Origin of the sequence: Bradyrhizobium sp. (assembly GCF_030654605.1) — a bacterium.
In the GTDB taxonomy this organism is placed as follows: Bacteria; Pseudomonadota; Alphaproteobacteria; order Rhizobiales; family Xanthobacteraceae; genus Bradyrhizobium.
Window position 1 is genome coordinate 59,246 of sequence record NZ_JAURXB010000093.1, and the last position, 24,550, is coordinate 83,795.

The window sequence follows — 24,550 nt, forward strand, 5'->3', positions numbered from 1 at the left end:
ATCCTAGCGCGTTAAACGGTAAGGATTTCCTTTTCCTTCGCCGCAAGCAATTGGTCTATTTCCGAAATCATGCCGTCGGTGGCCTTCTGCACATCATTGGCCAGCCGCTCCTGATCGTCCTCGGAAATCTCGTGATTCTTCTCGAGCTTCTTGACGGTATCGAGACCATCGCGGCGGACATGCCGCACCGCGACCTTGGCCGCCTCGGCATATTTGTGCGCGACTTTGACCAGTTCCTTGCGGCGTTCTTCGTTGAGTTCGGGAATGCGCAGGCGCAACACCTGGCCTTCGGTCGCGGGACTCAAGCCGAGGTTGGAATCGACGATCGCCTTTTCGACGGCCTTGACCATCGACTTGTCCCAAACCTGGACCGAGAGCAGCCGCGGCTCGGGCACGCTGATGGTCGCGAGCTGGTTGAGCGGCATGTGGGTGCCGTAGGCATCGACCTGCACCGGCTCCAGCATCGAGGCGGCGGCGCGGCCGGTGCGCAATCCACCGAGCTCATGCTTGAGTGCCGCCGTGGCGCCCTGCATGCGGCGCTTCAGATCGTTGATGTCGAAACCACCCGTGGGCATAACGCTCTCCCTCCTGAAAACTGATCGCCGACGCCGTCCGGCCCGCGCGCATCAGATGCGTCGCCGGCCTGTCAGCCGCCGACGATGGTGCCGTGGCCGGTGCCGCGCAGGATCGCGCCTATCGAACCCGGTTCGGCGATCGAGAACACGATGATAGGCAGCGATGTCTCGCGGGCAAGCGCGAAAGCGGTCGCGTCCATCACCTTGTAGCCGCCTTCGATCGCCTGTGAATGCGTCAAACGGTCGAACCGCTTGGCAGACGGGTCCTTTTTGGGATCGGCACTGTAGACACCATCGACATTGGTGGCCTTCAGCACCGCCTGGGCGCCGATCTCGGCCGCCCGCAGCACCGCCGTGGTATCGGTGGTGAAGAACGGGTTGCCGGTTCCACCGCCGAGCAGCACGATGCGGCCCTCGGCGAGATATTTGTGCGTTGCACTACGGGTGAACAGCTCGCAGACCTGCGGCATGACGAAGGCCGACAGGGTCCGCGCCGGGGTCCCGCGCCGCTCGATCGCGGCTTCCAGCGCCAGGCAATTCATCACGGTGGCGAGCATGCCCATGGTGTCGCCGGTCGGACGGGATACGCCGCGGGAGGAAACCTCGACGCCGCGCACCATGTTTCCGCCACCGATGACCACGGCAACTTCGACGCCGAGCTGCTTGGCGGCGATCAGGTCACCGGCAATACGATCGATGGTCGGCTGATCCATGCCGAAGGAATGCGGGCCGGCAAAATATTCGCCCGAGAGCTTGATCACCACCCGACGATAGACCGGCTCAGCCATTGCTAGTCGCTTTCCTCTGAGCCAGCCGCTTCTCTCAAGCAGCCCTGCCGTTGCCGGCGCAACCGCGCCGGAAAGGACTCTTCCGGCGGTTACTTCTTGCCGCTGGCGGCGGCGACCTCGGCCGCGAAATCGGATTCCTGCTTTTCGATTCCCTCGCCGAGAGCATAGCGCACAAATCCGGCCACTTTCACCGGCGCGCCGATCTTGCCCTCGGCTTCCTTGACCGCCTGGGCGACCGATTTGGAATTGTCGTGGATGAAGGCCTGCTCGAGCAGACAGACCTCTTTGTAGAAGGTCTTCAGGCCCGATTCGACGATCTTTTCGATCACGTTTTCGGGCTTGCCCTGCTGGCGGTACTTGTCGGCCAGGATGTCCTTCTCACGCGTCACGGCGGCGGGATCGAGCCCGGCCGAATCCAGCGCCTGCGGGTTGGTGGCGGCGACATGCATGGCGATCTGACGGGCCAGCAAGGCCAGTTCGTCGGTCTTGCCGGTGGATTCCAGCGCCACGATCACGCCCATCTTGCCGGCGCCTTCGACCACGGCGTTGTGCACGTAGCTTGCGACCACGCCGCTCGAGACTTCGAGCGAAGCCGCCCGGCGCAACGTCATGTTCTCGCCGATGGTGGCAATGGCGTCCTGGATCGCGCGCTCGACGGTGACGTCGCCGACGGGTGCTGCCTTGATCTTCTCGACGTCGGCGCCGACCTTGAGCGCGACCTGGGCGATCATCTTGACCAGACCCTGGAACTGCTCGTTGCGCGCGACGAAGTCGGTCTCGGAATTGACCTCGACCACGACACCCTTGGTGCCCTGGGTCAGCGCGCCGATCAGGCCTTCCGCGGCAATGCGGCCGGACTTCTTGGCGGCCTTGGACAGGCCCTTCTTGCGCAGCCAGTCGATCGCGGCTTCCATGTTGCCGTCGTTCTCGGCAAGCGCCTGCTTGCAATCCATCATGCCGACGCCGGTGGTCTCGCGCAGATCCTTGACCATCGCTGCTGTAATCGTTGCCATCGTTGAATGTCCTTCTTGCCTGTCAGGGCGACCGCGGCGCGGCTGTTGCCGCCTCGCCGCCTTCCACCACCAGGGAATGTCGTATCTGGAACCGAAGGGGTGGCCGGGAAATTCCGGCCACGCTTGTTCGCGTTATTCCGCTTCCGCGGTCATCGCCTTGGCCTGGGCGACCCAGCCATCGGCGCGGTTCGGAAGCCCGACTTCTTCGCCGATCTTGTGCGCGGAATCGTGGTCGAGTTCGGCGAGCTGCCAGTAATGGAAGATGCCGAGATCGTTGAACTTCTTCTCGATCGCGCCGGACACGCCGGTGAGCTTCTTGAGGTCGTCGGCGGCACCGCGCGGCCCGGCCAGGCCCTGGAAGCCGGCGGGCTGCGGAGCCACCGGGATTTCCTCGCGGATCGGCTGCGCGGAGGCGCCGATATCGATGCCCGAATCGCCCTGAGCACGTGAAATGCCGTCGATCACGGCGCGGGCGATCAGATCGCAGTACAGCGTGATGGCGCGGCCGGCGTCGTCATTGCCCGGCACTACATAAGTGATGCCCTTGGGGTCCGAATTGGTATCGACGATCGCGGCGACGGGAATGTTGAGCCGCTGGGCTTCCTGGATCGCGATGTCTTCCTTGTTGGTGTCGATCACGAAGATCAGGTCGGGCAGACCGCCCATGTCCTTGATGCCGCCGAGCGAACGGTCGAGCTTGTCGCGCTCGCGCTGCAGCGTCAGACGCTCCTTCTTGGTGTAGGCGTTGGCATCGCCCGAATTGAGCACTTCCTCGAGATGCCGGAGCCGCTTGATCGAACCGGAAATCGTTTTCCAGTTGGTCAGCGTGCCGCCGAGCCAGCGCGAATTGACGAAATACTGCGCCGAACGCTTGGCGGCCTCGGCCACGCCATCCTGCGCCTGCCGCTTGGTGCCGACGAACAGGATGCGGCCGCCCTTGGCGACGGTATCGCTGACCGCCTGGAGCGCGCGATGCAACAGCGGCACGGTCTGGGCGAGATCGATGATGTGGATGTTGTTGCGGGCACCGAAAATGTAATCCGCCATCTTCGGATTCCAGCGGTGCGATTGGTGGCCAAAGTGAACGCCAGCTTCAAGCAGCTGACGCATAGAAAAATCGGGTAGCGCCATCGTGATATTCTCCGGTTGGTTCCTCCGGAAGCGTGTGAGCAAACGAGCCTTGCGGCCCGGCTGCCACCGGACGGCCTTTTAGAGCCATGCTTCCGTGTGAGATGGCGCGGTATATAGCCGGATTCCGGCGGGAAGCAAGGAAATACGGCCGGTTTTGGAGGCTCGCGGGCGGGTTTACCGGGCGCCCGGCCGACAAATCCGGGCATTTCCAGGGTAATCACCGCTCTGCCCCCCCGGCCCGGCGCTCCATGGAGGTCGGACTTTCGGGCAACGAAGCTGGTCGATCAGGCCGACGCCCCCCGCGACGATCCACCGGGCAAAGGACGTTTCCATTTCTTTTCCCGAGCAGACGCCTTGCCCTGGCGGCGTCGGCTTGCCGGGGGCTCGACCGAGATTTCCTTCAATGAGCCCTCGCTGACGACAACCACCAGCAACACGAGTTTCGCGCCGTTGTACTGCAATCCCGCGCTGACCGCTTTGCCGGAGCCGACTTGCTCGGCAATGGCGATGGTCTCGGAAAGGCTTACGCCGGCTGCGGAGAAAGCGGCCAGTATCGTCTGGTTCTCCTCCCGCAGCCTGGATACCGGCGTTGTTGGCCCGGTACTGGCGGCCACCCCGGTCGAAGCATCGATCGCCCCGTCCCACAATTCCCCGTTCAGGAGGACTTTCACCCGGAAGGCCGGATGAGGGGTCGATCCGTCGAAACCGAGGTCGACGACCCTGGCGCCGGCGCCAAGCCTCTCGGCGATGGCAATCGCACGCCGGGCAGAAATCCGGGCATAGGCGAATACCTTGATTTCCTGCAGGAGCGCTTCGCTTTCGGACTCATTGGACTGTGGAACAGACAGCGGCGCAAGATCGGCGGACTCGCGGCCGAACGCCGGCACGGGCGCAAGCAGCGGGAGCAACGGCAGCATCGACAGGATGAGACGCTTCGCCAGTTTATCGATGCGCATGATCGTCCTCCTGACCGCCGGATGTCGTCATGGGGCACTCCTTTTCGGGAACGGCTAGGCGTGGTTGATTCCTCTGACAGGTCAGTGACCGACCACCGCCTGCCGCGCAGCTGAAGTCCGATAGCCGGCTGTCGGCTTCAGACCGTCAAACGGTGGAGATTTCGACCAGGCGTGACCGCTTCGCGCCCGCTCGTAGCCGTACTGAAACAACCCGCGCATATAGGCGGTATCGAATCCCGAACTCGCCGCCGCGGGGATGCGCCCTTCGATGTAGGTCAGGTTGAAGCCGAATTTGTTACGGCGGGTGAAATCCCAGGTGCTGTAGAGGATCGAGCGCGTCTGCGTCTTGACCATGGTCGATGAGGATCGCGCCGCGATCTCGATCGTGCTGTTGGCAACGAGTTGAAACTCCGGCTCGACCTTGTTGTTGATCAGGATGTAGAGCTGCAGATCGTTGGCCTTGTCGTCGATCCTGGCCAGTTTGGCGTCGCGCAGCAGGAATGCCTCCGGCAGGGTCAGCACAGGCGCGGTTACGCCGCCGTCGACATGCATCTCCTGGAATTGCCTGCCGTTGGCTACGGCAGTGACCAGCATCGGCGGAAACACCACCGGCACACTTGCCGATGCGGCGACGACGTCCCGGAACAGGTTCAAGGCTTCGGGCGTGCGCAGCGAGGCGATCTTTCCCATGTCCCAAATCGCGGTGCGCTGCGAATCCAGATTGGTCGTGACGATGAACAGCCGCCGCCCCTTGGCGTATTCGGTGGCGACAGCAGCAACGAAGCTGACGTCGATATACTTGGCCACCAGTTCCCGCAGCCGTTTGTTGCCGAACAAGCCCGCCCCGAAGATCGCGTTGAATGCGCTCGGCGCGTCGAGCAGGCTCTCGGCGATGCCGCTGGTGTAGACATCCCGCAACGTCGCGTCATGGCCGGAACCGAGAAACGCGAACGGCGCGATCAGCGCGCCGGTGCTCACTCCCGATACGATCGAAAACGAGGGGCGTGTGCCCGCCTCCGTCCAGCCGTTGAGAACCCCGGCGCCGTAGGCGCCGTCGGCGCCGCCGCCCGACAGCGCCAGGTAGGTACGTGGCCCCCGCAGCGCGGCCTGATTCCGGTCTTGCCGGAAGGTGGAGGCTGGATCGTCGGCATAGCGCCGCAGCTCCGTCAGATCCAGAACGCGCGCGGCCGGCGCATCGGCGACGCCATATTGCGCCCGTGGCAGCGAGGCGCATCCGGCGACGACAAAGCTCAGCGCCGAAGCGATCAACAACGAGACGGACGGCCGGCGACGGATGCGATGCATGGCAAGCTCAGGCTGGAAGTTGACGTTCACGAGCACGGCGTCGCGCCCCGAAGGCCGCGTTGCGGGGCGGCTTTGGGAGCGGCCTTGGGAGCGGCTTTGGGAGCGGCTTTGGGAGCGGCTTTGGAAGTGGCTTGGGGATCGACTTGGGGATCGACCTGGGCCGCTGCGCTGGCCGGTTGAGTGGCCAGTTCGAGATAGTCCCGGTGGATCGCCTGGATGGTCTTGCGGTCGTCGAACTTGACCCGCCAGCTGCTCGGAGACCCGCTCCCCACGATCACCCCTTCCCGATCGCCGTATTTGGGGTGCCGTTCACGGCCGAGTGGGCTCATCCGGACGCGGGCGCCGTGGTAAAGGCACGGCGGCGACGTTCCTGTTTCTTGAAATTTCATGAGGCCGTCACCTCGTCAGGCGCCGCAATGCGAAACCATGCGACGTAGAGCGCGGGCAGGAACAGCAGCGTCAGCACAGTTCCGACGATGATGCCGCCCATCATCGCGTAGGCCATCGGGCCCCAGAACACTTCCCGCGCGATCGGTATCAACGCGAGGCTTGCCGCCGCGGCGGTCAGCAGGATCGGACGCATGCGGTGCTCGGTCGCCTCGACGACGGCTTCCCATGGCGGCCTGCCTTCGTTCCGCAGTTGTTCGATCTGTACGATCAGGATGACCGAGTTGCGGATCAGGATGCCTATCAAGGCGAGCACGCCGAGGATCGCGACGAATCCCATCGGGGCGCCGCTCGGCAGCAGTGCTGCGACAACGCCGATCAGGGCCAGCGGCGCCACCGTGAATACCAGGAACAGCCGATGGAAACTCTGCAACTGCACCATCAGGATGGTCGCCATCGCGAACAGCATGACCGGGAAGATGGCGATGATCGGCGCCTGCCCCTTGCCGTTCTCCTCGACGCTGCCGCCGACTGCGACGGAATAGCCGGCAGGCAGCTTCGAGGTGAACTGGGCGACCGGTGCCTTCAACTGATCGACCACCGTCGCCGGCTGGACGTCGCCCAGGACGCCCGCCTTCAACGTGATCGTCGGCAGGCGCGACCGGCGCCAGATCGTGGGCTGCTCGAGTTCGTAACGGAAAGTGGCGACCGCAGCGAGCGGCACCGACTGGCCGCTGCTGCCGGACAGCTGAAGATTGCGCAGTGTCTCGATCGAGCCGCGTTCAGGGGCATTGGCACGGCCCAGTACCTTGACGAGATAGATGTCGTCGCGGACCTGGGTGATGGAGGCTCCATCGACGACGCCGTTGAGCGTCGACGCGATGTCCTCGGAGGTCACGCCGAGTTGCCGGGCCTTGTCCTGCAACACGTCGACCTTCACCACGCGCGCCGCTTCCATCCAGTCGAACACCACGTCGCCCAGATGCGCGTTGCCGGCGATGACCGCGGCGAACTGCTGCGAAAATTCCCTGACCTTTCCGATGTCCGGGCCGCTCAGCCTGTACTGGATCGGCCGACCGACCGGCGGGCCGATGTCCAACAGCTTGACGAAAGCGTCGGTGCCGGGAAAGGTCTTCTTCAGATAGGCCTGAAGTTCGCCCTTCACGCGGTCGCGGGCCTCCAGGCTCCTGGTGACGATCACCATCTGCCCGAAGGATATATCCGCGGGCTGGACGTCGAACGACAGCACGAAGCGCGGCGCACCCTGCCCCACATAGGTCGACCAGTGGTCGATGGCGTCATTGCCCTGCAGCGCCTCCTTCTCGAAGCGCGCCATCTGCGCGTTGGTCTCGGCGATCGAACTGTTCTGCGGCAGGTTCCAGTCGACGATCAACTCCTTGCGGTCGGATGACGGGAAGAACTGCTGCTGAACGAAGCCGAGGCCGAAGATCGACAGCGCGAACGCCGCGAGCGTCACCGCGATGGTGGCCCATCGCCAGCGCATGCTGAGACCGAGCGCACGGGAAAACGCGCCTGCGAACCAGCCCTTCTTTTCATGATGGCCCTTCATCCTGTCCGGCAGGATGGTGACCCCGAGCAGCGGCGTGAACAGCACGGCGACGATCCACGACACCACCAGCGACACCGCGATCACGACGAACAGCGTGAAGGTAAATTCGCCTGCAGCGCTGCTGTTGAAGGCGATCGGGATGAATCCCGCGACCGTCACCAGCGTGCCGGTCAGCATCGGAAAGGCGGTCGAGGTGTAGACGTAGGTCGCCGCCTTGGTGAGGGTATCGCCGATCTCGAGCCGGGCTACCATCATCTCGACGGCGATCATGGCGTCGTCCACCAGCAGCCCGAGCGCGATGATCAGCGCACCCAGCGAAATGCGCTGCAGCGAGATGCCGGAATAGGACATCACCAGGAAGGTGATCGCGAGTACCAGCGGAATCGAGATCGCGACCACGAGACCGGCGCGCATGCCGAGGCTGAGGAAGCTGATCGCCAGCACGATCACGATCGCCTCGAACAGCGCGCGGGTAAATCCGGAAACCGCCTCATCGACGATCTGCGGCTGGTCGGACACCAGGTGGACCTCGGCGCCGACCGGCAGGTCGGCGATGATGCGCGTCATCTCCTGCTTGAGGGCCTCGCCGAATTGCAGCAGATTGGCGCCCGGTTTCATCCCGATCGTGAGCCCGATCGCCGGCTCTCCCTTGAACCGGAACAGCGACGTCGGCGGATCGGTATAGCCCCGCCTGATAGTGGCGACATCGGTCAGCGGAAAGAACCGGTCATTGACGCGCAGGTTGATCGTCTTGAGGCTTTGCTCCGAGGTGAACTGCCCGTTGACCCGGACGCTGATGCGCTCCGGACCGGCATTGACCACGCCGGACGGCGCGATCGCGTTCTGGGCCTGCAGCGAAGTCAGGACCGACCGCTGGTCGAGGCCGAGTGCGGCGACCTTGCTGGTCGAAAACTCCAGATAGATGACCTCGTCCTGCGCCCCGACGATATCGACGCGGCCGACATCGCGGACCTGCAGGACCTTGGCACGGACTTCTTCGACGCGGTCGCGCAGCTGTCGTTGCGTCAGCCCATCGCTGGTGAAGGCGTAGATGTTGCCGAAAACGTCGCCGAAGCGATCGTTGAAGGCGGGGCCGACGACGCCTTGCGGAAAATCGCTCTTGATGTCGGCGATCATGTTGCGGACGCGGACCCAGGTTGGACTGACGTCGCTCGCCTTGGTCGTATCGCGCAGATTGACGAACACCGTCGTCTGTCCGGCGGTGGTGATGCTCCTGGTGTAGTCGAGTGATTCCAGCTCTTCGAGCTTCTTCTCGATCCGGTCGGTGACCTGGCGCGTGGTCTCCTCGGCCGAGGCGCCCGGCCACTTCGCCTGGATCAGCATCGTCTTGATGGTGAAAGCCGGATCCTCCTCGCGTCCGAGATTGAGATAGGAGAACAGCCCGGCAGCCATGAACGCGACCATGAAATACCAGACCAGCGATCGGTGGTTGAGAGCCCAGTCCGAGAGATTGAAAGATTTCACCGCGCCGCTTCCTGTTCCAGTCGGACCTTCTGGCCCTCCTTCAGATGGTGGACCCCGGCCGTGACGATGCGCGCCCCGGCTTCTATGCCTTCGGTCACATCCACCGAGCCGTCGCCATTGGGCAGTATCTGCACGTCACGCGAGGTGACCGACTTGCTGGCGGGGTCGAGCAGCCAGACGCTCGACCTGCCATCGCGGGTGAGGATCGCCGTCGCAGGCAGCCGGAATCCGCGGGCAGCTCCGCCGGGGATCAGGGTCGTGATGGTGGTGCCGAGCCGGAAGCTTTCCGGCGGCGCCTCGAGGGTGATGCGGATGCGGCGGCTGCGCGTCGCCGCGTCGGACTGCGGGGCGATCTCGCGCACCTTGCCTTCGGCGCGGATCCGCGGGTCGAGTTGCAGCGTCACCGCCAGCGGCATGCCGATCCGCAGCGCGCTCGCCAGGTCGTCGGCCACGTCGATGACGGCCTCGCGAATGTCCGGCCGCGCCACCGTGACGACGATCTGGCCGGGTGCCACGACCTGCCCGACTTCGGCGCCGACCGCGGTGACGACGCCGGCGTAGTCGGCGCTGACCTTGGTGTAGCTGAATTGCTCGCGCGCCTTGGTCAGGTTGGACTGGGCCTGAACGACGGCGGCCTGCGCCGCGGCGTTGCTCTGCTCTGCCGAATCCAGGGTCGCCTTGGTCGTCGCGCCGGTTTCGATCAGGATGCGCTGGCGCTCGGCGTTGCCTGACGCATTGGCCAGCTGCCCTTGTGCGGTGGATAGCTGCGCGAGCGCCGAGCGGACTGCCAGTTCCGCGGCGAACGGATCGACCGCGGCGAGCGCCTGCCCTTTGGCGACGGCCTCACCGACATTGACGGGCCGCGCGATCAGCCGGCCCAGCATGCGGAAGCCGAAGTCCGTCTTGTACCGGGGCTGTATCGTTCCGACGACAGCGACATTCGTCGCCTCCATCGGCGCAACCACCATCGACAGAACGGGTCGTGCCGGTTGCGGCTCGGCGACCTTTTCGCCGCAGCCGGTCAGGACGGCGCCGGCCGCGACGATGCAAATGATACGCGAGGCCATCATGTTTTCGCCCCGTCGAACGTCACGACCTGCCCCGGGCGCAGCAGCTTGCCGCCGTCGGTAACGACGCGCTCACCGACCGCGAGCCCCTTGCCGACAATGAAGCTGCTGGTCTCATAGCTTTCGACCGCGATGTCCCTGAGCGAGACGACATTGGTGCCGGGATCGACCACCCAGACAGCGGGCCCGTTCAAGGCAGCGGTCAATGAGCTCCAGGGCAGCACGATCTTATCGACCGGCCTGGTGCGGCTCTCGCCGATAACCGTGCTGCCCAGCGTCATCGCGCCCGGCGCATTCTGGATCGCGACCTTGACCCGGACGGTCGCATTCTTGGGATCGACCGTCGGTGAGATTTCCCGCACACGTCCCGGCGCAGTGACGGCCGGATCCGAAACCAGCGTCAATTTGATCGTGTCGCTTTCCGGCTGCCCCAGGAAGATCGACTCGTAGAGGTCGAACACCGCGTCGCGCGCGCCGTCCTCCGCAAGCGTGTAGGCCGCTTGCGCGGATTGGGCGACCTGCCCGACCTCGATGTTGCGCGCGGTAATGATGCCCGACGCGCTAGCGCGCAATTCGGTGTAGGTCAGAACATCGGTCGAGGTGCCCAGCTGCGCCCTGGCGGCCTCGAGCGTTCCTTCCGCAGTCCGTAACCCCTCTTGCGCCTGATCGTACGACACCCGTGTCGTGAATCCCTTCGCCATCAATGATTTCTGCCGTTCGAAGGTCGCGGTGGCGACGCGCAGCTGGGCCTCGGCTGCGGCCACGGAAGCCTTCGACCCCTCAAGGTCTGCCTGCTGTTCGGTGGGGTCGATGGTGGCGAGCACATCGCCGGCGTTCACATGGGAGCCGACATCGACCATCCGCTCCGTCACGCGCCCGCTGACCCGAAACGACAATTCGGTGCGCACGCGCGCCTGGACGTCGCCGGTCAGGCGGATGGTGGCCGCGTACGGTTGAAGTTGGACAATCTCGGTTCGCACCAATGTCGCCGGCCGCGTCACCACACGGTCCTGCTCGCAGGCGCCCAGAAGCACTGCCAGCGATACAGATACGGCAATTTTCAAGGCATTGGGCATCGACAAGACCGCTCAGTGAGTGTTCACTTACTAATATTGACTGACTCGGAAGTCAATAGTAAAGTTGGCCGCAATAGGATACCATCCGCATATGAAGCCCGAGATGACGAAACGCGCACGACGAAAAGCGGAACGACCGGCCGAGATCCTCGACGCGGCCTTCGAGGAATTCGTCAAGAACGGCTATGCCGCAACCCGGCTGGAGGATGTCGCCGCCCGGGCGAACGTCACCAAGGGCACGATCTATTTCTATTTCGAGACCAAGGAGCGCGTGTTCGACGAAATGATCCGGCACAAATCCCGGGCTTTCTTCCCCGAACTGGGAAGCTATGCCGAGGAATTGGAGGGATCATACAGCTCGCGCCTGCACGCGCTCATCGTCTTCGTGTACCGAAAGATCGCCGAAGACCGAACGTCCCGCGAGACCCTTCGTTTCCTGATCGCCGAAGGCTCCAGGTTTCCCGACCTCGTCGACCGGCATTACCAAGAGTTCGTGCGACCGGTCATCGATCAGTTCGAGAAGGTGATCGAAGCCGGGGTCGCGGCCGGCGAATTTCGCGCGTCGCCGGCAAGCGCATTTCCGGAAATCGTGATGAGCCCGGCGCTGCTGTTGAGCCTGTGGTCGATGCTGTTCGGGAGCCGGAAGGAGACCGACATCACGGTTTTCACCGAAGCCAGCATCGATCTCATCATGAAGGGGCTGGCGGCTGGCCGTTGAGGTTGAAGGTTTTTCGTCCGCCTGATTGCTGCCGAGCCACCTTCAGCTGCCCGCAGACGTTCCGACCAGAGCTGCTCTGCGGCAATGGAGTAATCGATCCCGATGCTGCTCGGTTGCAACCGCCTGGCGCATCACGCCTGTGTCAGGCAGCATTTCTTGAATTTCTTGCCGCTGCCGCAGGGACAGGGATCGTTGCGCCCGATCTTGCGCGAGGAGACGGGGTAAGGCATCTCGAAGGGATTCGATCCCCATTCGGGTTTTTCGTTGCGCGACGATTTCGGCCGGAAAGCATGCCACCCCGACATCTCCGTAATCGTATCGCCGAACAGCGTGAGTTTGCCACCGGCGTAAAGCGGCTCGGCGCCGGGATGGTCAAGCGCATGTTGCAGCAATTTCTCGAAATAGCTGAAATTCATCGAGCCCGGATCGATCGATCCGCGCTCAAAGACTTGCCGCACCAGGGGCTGTAGTTCAGACAATCCAAGCCAGCCCACCGCGTCGACCCAGCCGCACCAGACGTAGCAATACCCTTTTGGCTCGAGTTGCGAAAAGCAATCGTGCAGGAAGGTCGTCGCCGCGTCACGCGACAGCTCGCCGCGGCGCGTCAGCATGGCGATTGTCTGCAACATCTTGGCGCGGACGTACTCGTCGGCATCCGGATCGCGGATGACCTGATAAAGCGGCTCGGGATCGCCATCGAAAACAGCCGCCATCACGCGATGGCTGGTCTCGGTGATGGCGGAGCCGAGGATGCTGTCGAGAACGTCGGGCGGCAAGCGCAGGAAAACCGCCAGCGGCCAGAACGCCGATTTCTCACGCCACTCGCCGAGCAGATGAAAGATGAAGAACAGCGCGTTGGGATCGGCCGACCCTCGCAGTTCCAGGAAATCATCGAGCGTGCGCAGGAAGACGGGCAGCATCGTCGCGTGGTCGGCCTGGGCGGCGCGGATCGCCTCGACCGGCAACCGCCCCGGGACGCTCAGTTCCTCGATCACCTGCTCAGGGACCATCATCAACTCCCTGATTGGGCGGCCTTACAGCTGCTGCACGTCCACCACGCCCGACACCGCCTTGATCGCGCCGGCGATCTGCGGCGAGACCTTGAAGCGGCCGGGCAGCTTCATCTCCACCTCGGTTTCGAGGTCGAGCATCATCACCAGCGAGACGTCGCCGTCGGCACCGCCGGGCGCCACCGCGACCGGTTTGGCCTGGGCGCCGCGCGCGGGGCCCTGCCCCGGCTCCGGCATCGACAGCCGCTTCGCAATGGATTCGAGCGGCCTGGTGTCGCGCACGAAGATGCGAAGACCTTTCTGGGTTTTCGCCGCGGCGGCGTCCAGCGGCTCGGCGTGCAGCACCCGGGCGCGGACGTCCTCGCCCTGCAGCTCGGCGCCGAGCTGCAGCAGCACCGCCGCCCCCGGCTCCAGCACGTCGCGATATTGCGCCAGCCCTTCGGAAAACAGCACCGCTTCGAAATGACCGGTCGGATCGGACAGGCCCATGATGCCCATCTTGTTGCCGGTCTTGGTGCGCCGCTCCATCCGCGACACCACGGTTGCCGCCACCTTGCCCGCGGTGGCGCCGGTTTTGACGGCGCGGGAAAATTCCGCCCAGGTCTGCACCCGCAGCCGCTTCAGCACCGTGGCATAGTCGTCGAGCGGATGGCCCGAGAGGAAAAATCCGATGGCGTCGTATTCGCGCCGCAGCCGCTCGGCCGGCAGCCATGGCTCGATCTGCGGCAGCATGATGGTCGGAGCATCCGCGGCACCGCCGAACATGTCGTTCTGCCCCATGGTCGCGGCCTCGTGGCTGCGCTGGCATGCCGAGAGAATGGCCTCGGCGCCGGCGAACACCCGCGCGCGATTGGCATCCAGCCCGTCGAAGGCGCCGGCCGCCGCGAGACTCTCGATCACGCGCTTGTTGATCGCGCGCGGATTCACCCTTGCTGCGAAATCCGCCAGTGAGGTGAACAGGCCTTCCTTGCGCGCCTCGACGATCAGCTCGACCGCGTGGCCGCCGACGCCCTTCAGGCCCGCCAGCGCGTAATAGATGGTGTTGTCGCTGACCTCGAAGGTGGCGCCGGAGCGATTGACGCTGGGCGCCTCGACCTTGATGCCGAGCCGCTGCGCCTCGGCGCGGAATTCCGAGAGCTTGTCGGTATTGCTGAGGTCGAGCGTCATCGACGCCGCCAAAAACTCCACCGGGTAATGCGCCTTCATGTAGGCGGTGTGGTACGACACCAGCGCGTAGGCCGCCGCATGGCTCTTGTTGAAGCCGTAATCGGCGAATTTTGCCAATAGTTCGAAGATAGTGTCGGCCTGCGCCTTCGGCACGTTGTTCTTCATGGCGCCGGCCACGAAGATGGCGCGCTGCTTTTCCATCTCCGAGCGGATCTTCTTGCCCATGGCGCGGCGCAGCAGGTCGGCGTCGCCGAGCGAATAGCCGGCCATCACCTGGGCGATCTGCATCACCTGTTCCTGGTAGATGATGACGCCGTAGGTTTCCTTCAGGATCGGCTCCAGCATCGGATGCAGGTATTCCGACTCCTCGTCGCCGTGCTTGCGGGCGCAGTAGGTCGGAATGTTCGCCATCGGGCCCGGGCGATACAGCGCCACCAGCGCGATGATGTCCTCGAAGCGGTCGGGCCGCATGTCGACCAGCGCCCGCCGCATGCCCTGGCTTTCCACCTGGAACACGCCGACCACATCGCCGCGGGCCAGCATCGCGTAGCTCTTGGCGTCGTCGAGCGGCAGGGTCGCGAGATCGATGTCGATGTTGCGCTGTTTCAACAGCTTCACGGCGACGTCGAGCACGGTCAGCGTCTTGAGGCCGAGGAAGTCGAATTTGACCAACCCTGCGGGCTCCACCCATTTCATGTTGAACTGGGTCACCGGCATGTCGGATTTCGGATCGCGGTAGAGCGGCACCAGTTCGCTGAGCGGCCGGTCCGAGATCACGATGCCGGCGGCGTGGGTCGAGGCATGCCGGGTCAGGCCCTCCAGGCGCTGCGCGATGTCGAAGGCGCGCGCCACCACCGGGTCCTCGTCGCGAAACGCCTGCAGTTTCGGCTCGCTCTCGATCGCCGCGGCCAGCGTCACCGGTGCGGCCGGATTCTGCGGCACCAGTTTGGTCAGCTTGTCGACCTGGCCATAGGGCATCTGCAGCACGCGGCCGACGTCGCGCAGCACGCCGCGCGCCTGCAGCGTGCCGAAGGTGATGATCTGGGCGACCTGGTCGCGGCCGTAGCGCGCCTGCACATAGTCGATCACCTCGCCGCGGCGGTCCTGGCAGAAGTCGATGTCGAAGTCGGGCATCGAGACGCGTTCCGGATTGAGGAAGCGCTCGAACAGCAGGCCGAACCGGATCGGATCGAGGTCGGTGATGGTCAGGGCATAGGCGACCAGCGAGCCCGCGCCCGAGCCGCGGCCCGGCCCGACCGGAATGCCCTGGCTCTTGGCCCATTTGATGAAGTCGGCGACGATCAGGAAGTAGCCCGGATATTCCATGCGGGTAATGACGTCGATCTCGAAAGCGAGCCGCGCCCGATAGGTTTCCTCGGTCTCGCCTTGCGCGAGGCCGTGGACCTTGAGCCGCCAGGCCAACCCCTCCTCGGCCTGCCGGCGCAATTCCGTGGCTTCGTCGCTGACGGAGTCCGCAGTGGCAGCGCCTACCGTAAAGCGCGGCAGGATCGGCTTGCGCGTCTTCGGGCGGAACGCGCAGCGCTCGGCGATCTCGACGGTGGACGCCAGCGCCTCCGGAATGTCGGCGAACAGCACCGCCATTTCCGCGCGGGTCTTGAAACGGTGATCGGGGGTCAGCTGCTCGCGATCGGTTTCGGCGACCAGACGTCCGCCGGCGATGCAGAGCAGCGCGTCATGGGCCTCGTAATCGTCCGCCGTTGCAAAATGCGGCTCGTTGGTCGCCACCAGCGGCAGGCCCCTGGCGTAGGCGAGATCGATCAGGCCGGCTTCAGCGCGGCGCTCCTTGTCGACACCGTGGCGCTGCAGTTCGATATAGAGCCGGTCGCCGAACAGGCTGGCCAGCCGGTCGCAGCGAAGTGCGGCCAGCGCCGCATGATCGGCCTGCAGCGCCAGCGAGATCGGCCCTTCCGGACCGCCGGTCAGCGCGATCAGGTCCTCGGCGTCGCCCTCGAGCCATTCGAACTTGATGTGGGGGGCCTGATGGATCGGCGTTTCCAGAAACGCCCGCGAATTCAGCCGCATCAGGCTGCGGTAGCCGCGCTCGCGCGCCGCCAGCAGCACGATCCGCGCGGGGCCGGCGGCCAGCGCGTTGCGCGCATTGGGGTCCTGGTCGCCGAAATCGACCGCGAGCTCGCAACCGATGATCGGCTGGATGCCGTAACCCGCCAGCTTGTCGGAGAATTCCAGCGCCCCGAACATGTTGTCGGTATCGGTCAGCGCCAGCGCCGGCTGGCGATCGGCCTTGGCCAGTTCCGCCAGCTTCTGGATCTTGATCGAGCCCTTCAGCAGCGAATAGGCGGAATGGACGTGAAGATGGACGAATCCGGCATTGGCAACGGCTGCCGAAGGTTTTGAGGTCATGGAGCGATCATCTGGCATGAGGGAGGCAGGCCGCCCTCACAGGGCCGACTCGCGCCTCAATGGTGATGCCTGGCGCCCGGCCTGTCCACGCCGAACCGCGCCACCCGGCCAGGCATCCCCGCTTTCCTGCCGCCACCTGCCCGGTCAGGACCTCAGAGCTGGGGAATCAGCTGCGCCCAGACCGCGATCATCCCGACAAACAGCGTAAGCGACGCCAGCGCCGCAGCTTCTTCCACAAATATCTTCAACATGCCCGCCTCCTGAGAATAAGAACATATGAAGAACATTGTTCTATTTTTGTTCCAGGAGTCAAGAGGCGGCTAGCGGGTCAGTTCGAAGCTGCCTCCGAAAGAAACGGCTTGGTTAATGCGGAAGCGCCGGGAATGCCGGAGGGCAATTCAAGGCGCGACGAAATGCAGGACCACAGCCGCCGCGACGCATGTCCCAATGGCAATGATCGCGCCCTCAGCCGGTCAGGGAAAATGCCGGCGGTGACGACCGTCAGGCCAGCCAATACGGCGATCTTCATCAGGTTGAAAGCCATGGTCCGAAAATGCGATCGATCCCGACCTTTTTCCAACCGTTCGGCGATCACAATCAACTGATGCGAGGACTGGCATGACACTTCGCGGAGGACGGGCTTGACTTACATCAACGCATCACGCCGGCCGCCGAACCAATTGATATCGCTGAACGGCACGCACGAACGTGAGTTGACGAAGACCTGCCGGACCGGTTCTGGTTCAGGTCAAGGATTCGACGACAAGCGGCTGCGGCCGATGGGAGATCTTGATGCGTAACCTGGTTCTGGCTCTGTTGGGCGCGGGCGGCCTCGCGATGGTGGGCACAGCACCGGCCGAGGCCGTCGGCACCCGCTATCCCTATTGCATCCAGGGCAGCGAAATTCCCGCGCTGAGCCAATGCACCTTCACCAGCTATGAGCAATGCCAGGCCACCGCGTCGGGGCGGTTTCTCTCCTGCATTGAAAATCCCTACTACGATCCCGGTCCGGATAGAGATCCCCGCGCCGTGCGTGGCCGCGACCGCTTGCCGCCCCCCTATCCGCGGTAATGAAGGCAAGTCCGAAGGAGGCACCGATGCGTAAACTGGCTTTGGCGATTGCGGCTATCGCATCGATTTCGGCAACCGCACCGGCGGCGGCGCAGACCTATGACCCGGCCTATCCGGTTTGCCTGCACGTCTACGGACGGCTCACCTACTACGAATGCAACTTTACCTCTCTGGCCCAGTGTGCCGCCTCGGCGGCGGGCCGCGCCGCCCAGTGTGAGATCAATCCCTTTTACGCGGGCGCCGGGCCTCGGCGGCAACAACGGCGGCGCCCGGCCTACTGATCGGTCCCGCGCGGCGAAAGCTTCGCATTGACGGTATCAGATTAGGGTCAACGTTACCGTACATGGAGTTGATTTCGAGATTTTTGAGTGAGGCTCCGCGGTAGGGCCTCGCAACCCGTCATGATCTATTCGAGCTCGACGACCTTGCCGTCGACCAGCGACACGCGGCGGTCCATCCGGCCCGCCAGCTCCATATTATGCGTCACGATCAGCATCGCGACGCGGGTCGCCGCGACCAGCTGCATCAACGCCCCGAACACATGATCGGCGGTATGCGGATCGAGGTTTCCGGTCGGCTCGTCCGCGAACAATACCCGCGGCGCGTTGGCGACCGCGCGCGCAATCGCGACCCGCTGCTGCTCGCCGCCCGACAGTTCGGAGGGCCGGTGCTTGATGCGCTCGCTGAGGCCGAGATAGGCCAGGATTTCGGTGGCGCGCTTGACGGTTTCATCGCGCTTGAGGCCGCGGATCATCTGCGGCAGCATGACGTTTTCCAGCGCGGTGAATTCCGGCAGCAGCCGGTGCGACTGGTAGACGAAGCCGATATCGGAACGGCGGATCTGGGTTCGCTCGATATCGGACAATTGCGAGGTCGGCGCCCCGCCAACATAGACCTCGCCGTCGTCGGGGGTCTCCAGCAGGCCCGCGATATGCAGCAGCGTCGATTTGCCGGCGCCCGAGGGCGCCACCAGCGCGACCGACTGCCCCGCCCACAGCGCCAGCTTGGCGCCGTCGAGAATGGTCAGCGTCTCCGTGCCTTGCGTATACTGGCGTTTTATCTCGTGGAGATAGACAACCGGTACATCTTCCGCCCCCTGCTCCATCTGGCCCTCACTCATACCGGAGCGCATCGACGGGATCGAGGCGCGCGGCACGCCACGACGGATACAGCGTGGCCAGGAACGACAGCGTCAGCGCCATGATCACGACCGCGATGGTTTCGCCGACGTCGATCTCGGCCGGCATCTTGGAGAGGAAATAGAGCTCCGGTGGAAACAATTCGGTGCTGGTCAGCCAGGACAGGAACTGGCGGATCGATTCGATATTCAGGCAGATCACCATGCCGACGAAGAAACCGGTCAGCGTGCCGACCACGCCGATCGCAGCCCCCGTAATCAGGAATATCCGCATGATCGAGCCCTGCGAGGCCCCCATGGTGCGCAGGATCGCGATGTCCTGTCCCTTGTCCTTCACCAGCATGATCAGGCCGGAGACGATGTTGAGCGCCGCGACCAGCACGATCATGGTCAGGATCAGGAACATGACGTTGCGTTCGACCTGAAGCGCGTTGAAGAAGGTCGAATTGCGCTGCCGCCAGTCGACCAGAAACACCGGCCGCCCCGCAGCCTCCGTCACGGTCTTGCGGAAGACATCGACCTTGTCGGGATTGGTGGTGAAGACCTCGATCGCGGTGACGTCGTCCTTGCGGTTGAAATAGGCCTGCGCCTCCGGCAGCGGCATGAAGACGAAGATGCCGTCATATTCCGACATCCCGACCTCGAACACCGCCGCCACCTTGTAGGGTTTGATGCGCGGCGTGGTGCCCATCGGGGTGACCGCGCCTTTCGGCGCCACCAGCGTGATGCTGTCGCCGGAATGCAGCGACAATTGATCGGCGAGCCTGCGGCCGATGGCGACGCCCTGCCCCTCGTCGAACCCTTCGAGCGAGCCCTGCTTGATGTTCTTGGCGATCGAGGTGAGGTTGACCAGATCGGCGGCGCGGATGCCGCGCACGAACACGCCGGCGGCGTTGAAGGCCGAGGAGCCCAGCGCCTGGCCATCCACGACGGGGGCCGCGAGGCGGATGCCCTGGACCTGGCTGATGCGCTCGGCGACATCCTTCCAGTCGGTCAGCGGCGATTCAAGCGGCTGCACCAGGATATGGCCGTTGACGCCGAGGATCTTGTCCAGCAATTCCTTGCGGAAGCCGTTCATCACGGCCATCACGATGATCAGGGTGGCGACGCCGAGCATGATGCCGAGGAACGAGAACCCGGCGATCACGGAGATAAAACCTTCCTTGCGGCGCGCGCGCAGATAGCGTCCGGACAAGAGCCATTCGAAGGGCGCGAAAGGTGGGGTTCGAACTGGCTCGCTCATGGCTTCATCCATAGTTCGATTCTCACACGATTCGGGCCAATTGTGGCCGCCTCGTCCGACATTCCACCTGCGTCGGTGGATAATTCCTCACGAAGTCAGCCGCGCCACGACGTCCGCCGGGCTCAGATTCTCCCGCGTCCCGTCGCTGCGCCGCTTCAGTTCGAGCTTGCCGTCAGCGAGACCCTTGGGTCCGACCAGAATCTGCCAGGGAATGCCGATCAGGTCGGCGGCGGCGAATTTCGCGCCGGCGCGCTGGTCGGTGTCGTCATAAAGCACCTCGACGCCGCTGGCCTCGAGCTCGCGATACAGCTTCATGCAGGCCGCATCGACATCCTCGGCGCCCTGTTTCAGGTTCAGGATGACCGCCTTGAACGGCGCCACCGCCTCCGGCCATTTGATACCGGCATCGTCATGGCAGGCTTCGATGATGGCGCCGACCAGCCGCGAGACGCCGACGCCGTAGGAGCCGCCGTGAACCGCCAGTTCGGCGCCGTCGGAGCCCGCCACCAGGGCCTTCATCGAATCGGAATATTTGGTGCCGAAATAGAAGATCTGGCCGACCTCGATGCCTCGGGTCTGCACCTTCTTCCCGGCGGGGACTTCGCTGTCGAAACGCGCGGCGTCGTGCACGTCCTCGGTCGCGGCATAGACCGAGGTCCATTGCTTGATGATCGGGGCGAGATCGCCTTCGTAATCGATGTCATCGCCGGGCACCGGCAGATTGAGCACGTCGCTGTCGCAGTACACCGCGGACTCGCCGGTCTCGGCGAGCACGATGAATTCGTGGCTGAGATCGCCGCCGATCGGACCGGTCTCGGCGCGCATCGGGATCGCCTTCAATCCCATCCGGGCGAAGGTGCGCAAATAGGCGACGAACATCCGGTTGTAGGAGCGCCGCGCCGCGGCCTCGTCGACGTCGAAGGAATAGGCGTCCTTCATCAGGAATTCGCGGCCGCGCATCACGCCGAAACGGGGGCGCTGCTCGTCGCGGAATTTCCATTGAATATGATAGAGATTGAGCGGCAGGCTCTTGTAGGACTTCACATAGGATCGAAAGATCCCGGTGATCATTTCCTCGTTGGTCGGCCCATACAGCAGCTCGCGCTTGTGCCGGTCGGTGATGCGCAGCATCTCCGGACCATAGGCATCGTAGCGGCCGCTTTCGCGCCAGAGATCAGCCAGTTGCAGCGTCGGCATCAAGAGTTCGATGGCACCGGCGCGGTTCTGTTCCTCGCGGACGATCTGCTCGATCTTCTTCAGCACCCTCAGGCCCAGCGGCAGCCAGGCATAGATGCCGGCCGCCTCCTGCCGCATCATGCCCGCGCGCAGCATCAGGCGATGCGAGACGATCTCGGCTTCCTTCGGATTCTCTTTAAGAATGGGCAGAAAAAACCGCGACAATCGCATGAGGACACTCAAAGAATCGGGGGAACACGGGGTGCGTGCCAGTGAAACCGGATCGGCTGCAAAAACACAAGGGCGGGGTCGGAAAAAGCCGCTAAAACAGCAGATTACGCGTCACTTTTACCAGTCCAATGGACCTTGCGATTAAGGCGCAAACGCGGCCTTGTGAAAGTCGGCCGGGAAATCCCTAGGGAATCCTTTTGAAAATCCTTGCGGAAATCGCTTCAGCGCGACGGCACGTCGAAATCGTCTTCCAGTGTGATCTTCTCGAAATCCGTCACCAGGGCATCGATGCGCAAATGCCAGCGGCCGGCAAAGGGGATCGCGACGCCGCGGACCGACCAGTGGCCGTCGGCGTCCAGCACGGCCTTGCGCTCGAACGGCTCGATGCCGCGCTCCGGCAGGCTCAGCGTCAGGGTGGCTTCCCTGGCCGCCAGCGGCATGCCCTCGCCGTTCATCAGTTGCAGGACGAAATGGTCGATGCCCACTCTGCCCGGTGAAACCAGCACCTGGAACATGGCCTTCTCGGTGTGGATATGGATTGCCAGCGGCGGGGCGGCGGCCGCAGCGAGCGCGCGCGGCGGCGGCGTGAAGCGCCAGCCGGCGACCACGGCCAGAATGCAAACGGCGAAGATGCATTCCGCCAGGATCGAACGCCGCAGCGGCCGGGTGTTTTGCGGATCGATCGCAAGGGCCGGCGTCAGCCGAAAACGGTTCAGCGCCGCAAGGGCGAGCAGTACCGCGACCAGAGCTGTTTTGATCGACAGGATGATCCCGTATCGGCTGTCGATCAGCGCGCCAAAACTCCCGAGTTGGACGATGGCCAGCGCAAGCCCCGTCAGCACCAGCATGGCCACGACGACAATCGCGGCATGTGAGAACCGGTTGAGGACCGGAAGCAGCGGTTGCACCGGCCGCCATGCCATCGCCGCCAGCGGCGCCAGCGCGCCGACCCAGAAGGCTGCGCCGACGCCATGCAGGAACACGGCCGGGGCGGTCAGCCATTGCGGCGTCGCGGTCGCGGCATGCCCGCTGGAGGCGAGCGACAGGCCGACGCCGGCCAGCGCGAGTGCCGACAGTGTCCTGGCGATGTCAGGGATCCGGCTCCGCAGCGCAACGATGCCGGCGGTCATCGCCGCCATCGCGATCAGCAGGGACTGAAACAGGCTGGTTGCCGCGGCGGCCTTCCAGGGCGCCGCCGTCAACAGGCCGCCCGGCGGCAGATCCAGCAAGTCGAGCCCCTGCAGCCCGAGCCCCGCCGCCGCGCCGACCAGGCCTGCCACCAGGGCGACGACGACCAGCCGCGAGCCGGCGCGTGCGCGGCCAATCCAGCCTATGAAGAATGTGCCGCCGACGCCGACAAACAGCCCGAGATAGACCCCGATCCGCGCCAGCCAGATCAGGCCGTTGACGGAGCTGCTGCTGCTCTTGCTCGCCACCGCCCCGGTCGCGGCGCCGATCGAAAACACCATCGAGCCCGCGACCGGATGGCCGTCTTCCGAGGTGACCCGGTAGCTGACCACCTGGGTCCCGCGCGGCAGGTTGTCCGGCAGCGTGATGGTGATGGTATCGCCGGCGACGCGTACGGTTACATCGTCGCGCGCCTTGCCGGCCGCATCGATCACGCGGACCACCGCCGGCGTTACCGCTTCGTTGAATCGCAGCTGAACCGACTTCGGCGCCTGCGCCAGGATGCTGCCGTCGCCGGGATCGGTCGACACCAGCGTGGCATGGGCGGATGCGCCGGTAGCACCACAGAGAACCGACAGCAGCATTGCCAGGCCGGCGATCAGGCGCATCCGCAAGAGCCTTATTTCGACATCAGCTTGACACCCGGCGCCGGCGATTTGTCGTCATGGGAATGGCCGGCGCCTGGCGCCGGGATGTCGATCCAGCGGCTGACCCCCTGCTCGCATTCCTGCACCACCGGAAAATACAGCGTGGTGTTGGGCTTGAGGCTGCCGGTCAGGTAGGTGCTGACGACGAACTCGTCGTAATGGCTGTCGGGCAGCTTGCCGCCGCTCCACACCACCTCCTTGACGCCTTCGGTGAATTTCCTGCCGTGGTAGCTGTATTCGACAGCGTATTTGCCGCTGATCGCCTCGACGCTCCAGCCCGCCTTCGGCATCGGCTTGACGGCGATCACGCCTTCGGGGATTTGCACGCGGATTTTTGTCGTGGCGGAGCCGGCGCAGCCATGCGGCACGGTGAATACCGCCTTGTAGCCCGCACCGATCGCCGCCTGACGATTTTCCAGCGAGACGTGCGCGGCGGCCGGCCATGCTGCCAATGTAGCGACGGCCGCAAGAAGGATGGCTTTCGACATCGCAGGCCTCACTTCTTCATGCCGGAATGATCAGGCGTGTGTTTCATGTCATGACCGCCGGAATGACCCGCGCCGGCTGGAGCCTGCGCGCCCACGCCCTGCACGTCGAACGAGACCTTCACCTTTCCGGCCTTCTCGAACTCCAGCGTGACCGGCACCTTGTCACCCTGCTTGAGCGCGCCCTTGAGGTCCATCAGCATCACATGATAGCCGCCGGGCGCGAGCTTTACCGTCTTGCCCGGCTCGATGACGAGTCCCTTGTCGAGCGGACGCATCGTCATCACGCCATCCTTGACGGCCATTTCGTGGACTTCGAACTTGCCGGCGATATCGGCCGATCCGCCGATCAGCCGATCAGCGGCGGCACCCTTGTTCTCGATGTTGAGATAGCCGCCGGCGACTTTCGCCCCGCCCGGCGTGGCGCGGCTCCAGGCCTGACTGATCACGAGATCGCCGGCCTTGACGTCCTGCGCGCTCGCGGGCGCGACCAGCAGAGTTGCGAAGGCAACGGCATAGCTTAGGGTGCGTACGACTTGTTTCATGTTCCTGGTCCTTTTTCTTCAGTGAACGAGTTGGTTGCGGGGATTCGGGCCCGGCCTGTTGTCATTTTACCAGCGGGCCTTGACGCCCGCATACACGGCGCGACCCGACCCGGGCTCGAACAGCAGTGATGCCGAACTGGCCGTGTTGATGATGCTGGCGGAGGCAATATAGGCCTTGTTTCCGATATTTCTGGCT

General features: G+C 64.3%; 23 protein-coding genes. 4 read left to right on the forward strand and 19 right to left on the reverse strand.

Going from position 1 to position 24,550, the window contains the following annotated elements:
- Positions 1 to 11: 11 nt before the first annotated feature.
- The 10 genes from frr to Q7U29_RS09770 form a co-directional block, all read right to left on the reverse strand.
- Positions 12 to 575: a ribosome recycling factor gene (gene frr, locus Q7U29_RS09725; protein WP_304740802.1), complete on the reverse strand. Its 564-nt coding sequence runs from the start codon at positions 573 to 575 to the stop codon at positions 12 to 14.
- 71 nt (positions 576 to 646) lie between these two features.
- The gene (gene pyrH, locus Q7U29_RS09730) at positions 647 to 1,363 is read right to left on the reverse strand and encodes a UMP kinase (protein ID WP_304740803.1); all 717 of its coding nucleotides are present in this window, start codon (positions 1,361 to 1,363) and stop codon (positions 647 to 649) included.
- A gap of 89 nt (positions 1,364 to 1,452) precedes the next feature.
- Positions 1,453 to 2,376, reverse strand: a complete 924-nt coding sequence (gene tsf, locus Q7U29_RS09735) for a translation elongation factor Ts (RefSeq protein ID WP_304740804.1) — start codon at positions 2,374 to 2,376, stop codon at positions 1,453 to 1,455.
- Positions 2,377 to 2,508: 132 nt separating this feature from the next.
- Positions 2,509 to 3,507 carry a 30S ribosomal protein S2 gene (locus Q7U29_RS09740; RefSeq protein ID WP_304740805.1) on the reverse strand — a complete coding sequence of 333 codons (999 nt, stop codon included), beginning with the start codon at positions 3,505 to 3,507 and terminating at the stop codon, positions 2,509 to 2,511.
- Between the two features lie 284 nt (positions 3,508 to 3,791).
- Positions 3,792 to 4,463 carry a PepSY domain-containing protein gene (locus Q7U29_RS09745; RefSeq protein ID WP_304740806.1) on the reverse strand — a complete coding sequence of 224 codons (672 nt, stop codon included), beginning with the start codon at positions 4,461 to 4,463 and terminating at the stop codon, positions 3,792 to 3,794.
- An 81-nt stretch (positions 4,464 to 4,544) separates the two neighbouring features.
- Positions 4,545 to 5,768, reverse strand: coding sequence for a patatin-like phospholipase family protein (locus Q7U29_RS09750; RefSeq protein ID WP_304740807.1), 1,224 nt, complete (start codon positions 5,766 to 5,768; stop codon positions 4,545 to 4,547).
- A gap of 26 nt (positions 5,769 to 5,794) precedes the next feature.
- Entirely contained in the window at positions 5,795 to 6,157 is a 363-nt protein-coding gene (locus Q7U29_RS09755) for a hypothetical protein (protein ID WP_304740808.1), read from the reverse strand.
- On the reverse strand, positions 6,154 to 9,210 hold the full coding sequence (locus tag Q7U29_RS09760) for an efflux RND transporter permease subunit (protein ID WP_304740809.1): 3,057 nt from the start codon (positions 9,208 to 9,210) through the stop codon (positions 6,154 to 6,156). The genes Q7U29_RS09755 and Q7U29_RS09760 overlap by 4 nt, the downstream gene beginning before the upstream one ends.
- On the reverse strand, positions 9,207 to 10,280 hold the full coding sequence (locus tag Q7U29_RS09765; protein WP_304740811.1) for an efflux RND transporter periplasmic adaptor subunit: 1,074 nt from the start codon (positions 10,278 to 10,280) through the stop codon (positions 9,207 to 9,209). Before Q7U29_RS09765 ends, Q7U29_RS09760 begins: the two co-directional genes overlap by 4 nt.
- Positions 10,277 to 11,257: an efflux RND transporter periplasmic adaptor subunit gene (locus Q7U29_RS09770; RefSeq protein ID WP_304740813.1), complete on the reverse strand. Its 981-nt coding sequence runs from the start codon at positions 11,255 to 11,257 to the stop codon at positions 10,277 to 10,279. Before Q7U29_RS09770 ends, Q7U29_RS09765 begins: the two co-directional genes overlap by 4 nt.
- A gap of 187 nt (positions 11,258 to 11,444) precedes the next feature.
- Here Q7U29_RS09770 and Q7U29_RS09775 point away from each other — a divergent pair, with 187 nt between their 5' ends.
- Positions 11,445 to 12,071 carry a TetR/AcrR family transcriptional regulator gene (locus tag Q7U29_RS09775; protein ID WP_304740815.1) on the forward strand — a complete coding sequence of 209 codons (627 nt, stop codon included), beginning with the start codon at positions 11,445 to 11,447 and terminating at the stop codon, positions 12,069 to 12,071.
- Between the two features lie 131 nt (positions 12,072 to 12,202).
- Here the strand turns inward: Q7U29_RS09775 and Q7U29_RS09780 are convergent, their stop codons facing one another.
- From Q7U29_RS09780 to Q7U29_RS09790, 3 genes are all read right to left on the reverse strand, one after another.
- Entirely contained in the window at positions 12,203 to 13,081 is an 879-nt protein-coding gene (locus Q7U29_RS09780) for a DUF1186 domain-containing protein (protein WP_304740817.1), read from the reverse strand.
- Positions 13,082 to 13,105: 24 nt separating this feature from the next.
- The gene (gene dnaE, locus Q7U29_RS09785) at positions 13,106 to 16,630 is read right to left on the reverse strand and encodes a DNA polymerase III subunit alpha (protein WP_304740819.1); all 3,525 of its coding nucleotides are present in this window, start codon (positions 16,628 to 16,630) and stop codon (positions 13,106 to 13,108) included.
- Positions 16,631 to 16,958: 328 nt separating this feature from the next.
- Positions 16,959 to 17,174: a hypothetical protein gene (locus Q7U29_RS09790; RefSeq protein WP_304740821.1), complete on the reverse strand. Its 216-nt coding sequence runs from the start codon at positions 17,172 to 17,174 to the stop codon at positions 16,959 to 16,961.
- Positions 17,175 to 17,271: 97 nt separating this feature from the next.
- Here Q7U29_RS09790 and Q7U29_RS09795 point away from each other — a divergent pair, with 97 nt between their 5' ends.
- From Q7U29_RS09795 to Q7U29_RS09805, 3 genes are read left to right on the forward strand one after another with little or no spacing between them, the layout of a single operon-like run.
- Positions 17,272 to 17,430 (forward strand): hypothetical protein, encoded by a 159-nt coding sequence (locus Q7U29_RS09795; RefSeq protein WP_304740822.1) that lies wholly within the window; start codon positions 17,272 to 17,274, stop codon positions 17,428 to 17,430.
- The gene (locus tag Q7U29_RS09800) at positions 17,423 to 17,701 is read left to right on the forward strand and encodes a DUF3551 domain-containing protein (RefSeq protein WP_304740824.1); all 279 of its coding nucleotides are present in this window, start codon (positions 17,423 to 17,425) and stop codon (positions 17,699 to 17,701) included. Before Q7U29_RS09795 ends, Q7U29_RS09800 begins: the two co-directional genes overlap by 8 nt.
- Positions 17,702 to 17,727: 26 nt before the next feature.
- Positions 17,728 to 17,982: a DUF3551 domain-containing protein gene (locus tag Q7U29_RS09805; RefSeq protein ID WP_304740827.1), complete on the forward strand. Its 255-nt coding sequence runs from the start codon at positions 17,728 to 17,730 to the stop codon at positions 17,980 to 17,982.
- A gap of 125 nt (positions 17,983 to 18,107) precedes the next feature.
- On the opposite strand, the gene Q7U29_RS09810 is transcribed toward Q7U29_RS09805, so the two are convergent.
- From Q7U29_RS09810 to Q7U29_RS09835, 6 genes are all read right to left on the reverse strand, one after another.
- Complete coding sequence (locus Q7U29_RS09810) at positions 18,108 to 18,806, reverse strand: ABC transporter ATP-binding protein (protein ID WP_304740846.1); 699 nt, start codon at positions 18,804 to 18,806, stop codon at positions 18,108 to 18,110.
- Positions 18,807 to 18,813: 7 nt separating this feature from the next.
- The gene (locus Q7U29_RS09815) at positions 18,814 to 20,094 is read right to left on the reverse strand and encodes a lipoprotein-releasing ABC transporter permease subunit (RefSeq protein ID WP_304740829.1); all 1,281 of its coding nucleotides are present in this window, start codon (positions 20,092 to 20,094) and stop codon (positions 18,814 to 18,816) included.
- 75 nt (positions 20,095 to 20,169) lie between these two features.
- On the reverse strand, positions 20,170 to 21,489 hold the full coding sequence (gene proS, locus Q7U29_RS09820; RefSeq protein WP_304740832.1) for a proline--tRNA ligase: 1,320 nt from the start codon (positions 21,487 to 21,489) through the stop codon (positions 20,170 to 20,172).
- Positions 21,490 to 21,710: 221 nt separating this feature from the next.
- Positions 21,711 to 23,285 carry a copper resistance CopC/CopD family protein gene (locus tag Q7U29_RS09825; protein WP_304740835.1) on the reverse strand — a complete coding sequence of 525 codons (1,575 nt, stop codon included), beginning with the start codon at positions 23,283 to 23,285 and terminating at the stop codon, positions 21,711 to 21,713.
- An 11-nt stretch (positions 23,286 to 23,296) separates the two neighbouring features.
- Positions 23,297 to 23,812 (reverse strand): YcnI family protein, encoded by a 516-nt coding sequence (locus Q7U29_RS09830; protein WP_304740836.1) that lies wholly within the window; start codon positions 23,810 to 23,812, stop codon positions 23,297 to 23,299.
- A gap of 8 nt (positions 23,813 to 23,820) precedes the next feature.
- Complete coding sequence (locus Q7U29_RS09835) at positions 23,821 to 24,354, reverse strand: copper chaperone PCu(A)C (protein WP_304740838.1); 534 nt, start codon at positions 24,352 to 24,354, stop codon at positions 23,821 to 23,823.
- Positions 24,355 to 24,550: the final 196 nt, after the last annotated feature.